A 3,422-nucleotide genomic window follows, 5' to 3' on the forward strand; every position below is an offset into this window, starting at 1 on the left:
CCGATTTCGTTCGGGCTCGGATCGCGCTGTTGGAGGTAGCCCTCGACAAGCTGCCAGCCGGCTCTCTCGATGACGTGATGGCTCGCCTCGACTGGATGGGGATCGTCTACGAAAGCGACATATACCGGGATGCTTCCGAAGACGCGGCTTGGCTCGCGACCCTCCGCGCCGATGTGGCCCGGCTGGCGGAAGGGTCCGCACAATCTGCGCACCCTTCGAGCGTCCAGAATGGACAGGCCCAAGGGTCGGCAGATTGTGCCCATCCTTCATCCGAAAGGCACCTGCATGACATGGGTGACCTCGGACAGGATCGGGCCGCTCCTGCGGCCGGCGTCCATTCTAGACACCCCACCGCCTCGGGGCGGCGTGCCCTCGTGATGTCCATCTTGGACAGCCCGGAAACCTCTGGCCTTTCCGATCGCGAGATCGCCCGCCGTGCCGGCGTCTCCCCAACCACTGTTGGCAAGCTGCGGAGGGTCGCGCGATGACATGGGGTCCATTCCTCTCCGATCTCGATCCGATCGAGCGTATGGCTCGGCTCCGCAGCCTGCGCGCCCTCGTGAAGGTGTTGACGGGCCCGCGCGGAGAAGCCGCCGCCTTCGCCCTCCTGCGGGCGGAGATCAGCGGTGAAGACCCCGAAATGCTGGCCGAGGCGGAGGCTGCATTCGGGCGGCTCGGCGCGGTCGATCGGCGGCGCATTCTGTCGAGCCTCGCCTCGCTCCATTCCCCGAACCTGAAGGTGATCCATGGCTGAGGCTCCTGCTCCGAAAATGGCCCGCCCGCGGGGCAGGAAGAAGCCGTTGCCGAAGATCAACCTCGTGCCGAAGGACGGTGTCCTTGCCATCCAAGTCCCCACGAACCTTGCCGATGTCTTCGGAACGTCGAGTCTCGAATTCATGGAGGAGCAGGTCAATCTCATCTTCCAGGCACTGGCCCTGGAGGGAGGCCATCCGACGACGCACACCCTGCAAAGCGTCATTGCCATGGTCGCGGCGCTGAAGCCGAAGAACGAGGTCGAAGCGGCCCTCGCCCTTCAGATCGCCGTCACGCACGCCGTTTCGTTCGGCCTCGTCGGCGGTGTCACCAGGGCGCCGAATGCGCAACTCCTGGAGACGCGGGCCAATGCGGCGACGAAGTTCCAGCGCACCTTCCTCGCGCAGATCGAGACGTTCCAGAAGATGCGGCGGGGCGGCAAGCAGACCGTCGTCGTGCAGCACACGACCGTCAATTCCGGCGGACAGGCCGCGATCATCGGCAGGATGGGGCGGGGTTCGCGACGGGGTCGATCGAAATCGGAGGAGCAATCTCATGCAGCGCCAGACGAACGAGCCCTTGAGCCTCAGAACGGTTCGGAGATGTGGAGCCAAGACCCGCTCCGGAACGCCGTGCTGTTCGCCAGCGATGAAGGGCAAGCTGCGGTGCCGGATGCACGGCGGCCGAGCCGGCGCGCCGAAGGCTGAGCGGAATGGAGCCTATCGGCATGGACGCCATACCCGCGAGGCCGTCGAAGAGCGGCGGCGCCTCTCCGAAATCCTGCGGCTCCTGCGAGCGTTCGCGCCGTGACGTCCCGCAGGTCCTCATCCCCTTCGATCGTCGCGAAGCTTTGACCTTGAAGGCCGCCGCCGATCTGTCGGGCTTCTCCGTCGAGACGGTTCGGCGCTGGGCTTCGCTGAACGATATCGGCCGCAAGGTCGGGGGCATCTGGCTCGTGTCGAAGGTCGCGCTCGCGATGTTCCTCGACAACGATACACTGGCATTGCGTGCCTATCTTGCCGGCGACCGCAGCAGCGATCTCGTATTGGGTTACTTCGAGCGGTCCATGTGCTCCACAAATTCCACAAAACTGCATAGCCTGAATGAGGAGTTATCTGAATAACTGCGGCATGTTCGACGCCGCTCCTTTCGATGACGGCCGGGGCCGCTACCCCGACAAGCTGACGACCAGCATTCCCCGCGGCCTGCGGGACGCTCTTCGTCAAGCGGCCGACCGTGAGCATGTCTCCCTTTCGGAATTCGTCCGGGCTGCGATCGAGGCTCGGCTTTCACGGGGCGATATCCGCCGGGAGCATGGCCGTGCCGGTCGCGCCTGAAACGATCAACGCCGTCGCCGAGGCGATCGAGGTGCGCCGGGCTCTTGCGCTCCGGCAGTTCGATATCGCCGCCGATCGCCTGGACGAAATCCGGGCCCGGCTGCGTTTCGCTGTCGAGGAAACAGACGCCACCGCCGCAGCGATCCGCCAGATGTCGGAAGCGGCCGCTGACGCCATCGTGTCCTTCCGCGGCATGGTCCACCTCGCCGACGATCTCCGCAAGCTGATCTCGATCCCGACCGAGACACCGGCTGCGCCGATCGACAGGGACGGACGCCTCGAAGCGTTGCGCGCGCGGATCGTGAGCGAGGTCGAAGGGGCGTCGATCGATCTCGGCACGCTCGGGACCATTCTTCGCGATGAGACGGCCGGGACGGGCGATGACGTCCTGCGTCTCGCGGCCTCCATCCGGGGCCACCACGACAATCTTCAAGCGACCCTGAGCGAGGCCATCGAGGTCAGCTCGTGTTCGGGCTCGGCATAGGGGGCATGCGACATGGCGAATATCGGCGGGCTCGGCGGCCTTGGCGGCTACGACATCGGCGACATCCTCGGGGCGGTCGGACAATCCCTCCTGACCTCGCCGCGGACGGCGCCCCTGGCTGGTCTCCCGGCCGCGATCCAGGCCCGGAACAAGCAGAGCGACGAGGAAATGGCGCGTGGCGCCACCGAAATGGCGCTGACCAAGCTCGGGATCGACCCGGCGACGGCCAAGGTCATGTCCAGGAACCCGCAGGCTGCGGCCCTGTGGGTGACGGGAGACAACGCCGCCAAAGGGCGCGCGATGGGCGCCGAAGCCATGAAAGGGTTCGGGGCCTATACGCTGCCGGGGGAGGAGCCGACCGCTCCCGCCCCCGCCTCTCCCTCCCCGGGCGCCCCCGCGCAGAAGGTCGGGAGCCTCGGCGGCCTCGGCGGCATGCAGCCTGCCGCGGGCGGCGCGGGTGGGCCCTATGCCGGGGCCGTCTCGGGGATCGAATCCGGCGGGCGCTACGACGCGCTCGGGCCGGTCACGAAGACGGGCGACCGGGCCTATGGCCGGTTCCAGGTCATGGGCGCGAACATCCCGTCCTGGACGCAGGAGGTGCTGGGGCGGTCGCTGACGCCGCAGGAATTCCTGAACAGCCAGGAGGCGCAGGACGCGGTCTTCAAGGCGAAGTTCGGCCAGTATGCCGCGAAATACGGGCCGGAGGGCGCCGCGCGGGCCTGGTTCGCGGGCGAAGGCGGCATGAACGATCTCGGCCGCCGCGACCAGCTCGGGACCAGCGTCGGCGATTACGGCAAGCGGTTCATGGCGGGGCTCGGGGGGCAGCCCGCGCAGGCCCCCGCCGCCCC

The 3,422-nt window shown here is 67.3% G+C and carries 6 protein-coding genes and 2 pseudogenes; all 8 read left to right on the forward strand.

The window, feature by feature from the left end; all coding sequences use genetic code 11:
* A pseudogene (locus PKD06_RS18170) lies at nt 1-488 on the forward strand (hypothetical protein); the annotation flags it as partial.
* Nucleotides 485-754: a hypothetical protein gene (locus tag PKD06_RS18175; RefSeq protein WP_324382629.1), complete on the forward strand. Its 270-nt coding sequence runs from the start codon at nt 485-487 to the stop codon at nt 752-754. The pseudogene PKD06_RS18170 and the gene PKD06_RS18175, both read left to right, overlap by 4 nt.
* Before the next feature lie 46 nt (nt 755-800).
* A complete protein-coding gene (locus PKD06_RS18180; protein WP_324382631.1) occupies nt 801-1,460 on the forward strand; it encodes a hypothetical protein in 660 nt (219 codons plus the stop codon).
* The gene (locus PKD06_RS18185) at nt 1,402-1,563 is read left to right on the forward strand and encodes a hypothetical protein (protein ID WP_324382632.1); all 162 of its coding nucleotides are present in this window, start codon (nt 1,402-1,404) and stop codon (nt 1,561-1,563) included. The genes PKD06_RS18180 and PKD06_RS18185 overlap by 59 nt, the downstream gene beginning before the upstream one ends.
* Nucleotides 1,490-1,876 carry a helix-turn-helix domain-containing protein gene (locus tag PKD06_RS18190; protein WP_324382641.1) on the forward strand — a complete coding sequence of 129 codons (387 nt, stop codon included), beginning with the start codon at nt 1,490-1,492 and terminating at the stop codon, nt 1,874-1,876. The genes PKD06_RS18185 and PKD06_RS18190 overlap by 74 nt, the downstream gene beginning before the upstream one ends.
* A 7-nt stretch (nt 1,877-1,883) precedes the next feature.
* Nucleotides 1,884-2,090 (forward strand): hypothetical protein, encoded by a 207-nt coding sequence (locus PKD06_RS18195; RefSeq protein ID WP_324382634.1) that lies wholly within the window; start codon nt 1,884-1,886, stop codon nt 2,088-2,090.
* Nucleotides 2,074-2,574 (forward strand): hypothetical protein, encoded by a 501-nt coding sequence (locus tag PKD06_RS18200; RefSeq protein WP_324382637.1) that lies wholly within the window; start codon nt 2,074-2,076, stop codon nt 2,572-2,574. The genes PKD06_RS18195 and PKD06_RS18200 overlap by 17 nt, the downstream gene beginning before the upstream one ends.
* A 12-nt stretch (nt 2,575-2,586) precedes the next feature.
* Nucleotides 2,587-3,422 (forward strand): annotated as a pseudogene (locus PKD06_RS18205) (hypothetical protein); the annotation flags it as partial.

Origin of the sequence: Enterovirga sp., from assembly GCF_035325185.1 — a bacterium.
In the GTDB taxonomy this organism is placed as follows: Bacteria; Pseudomonadota; Alphaproteobacteria; order Rhizobiales; family Beijerinckiaceae; genus Enterovirga.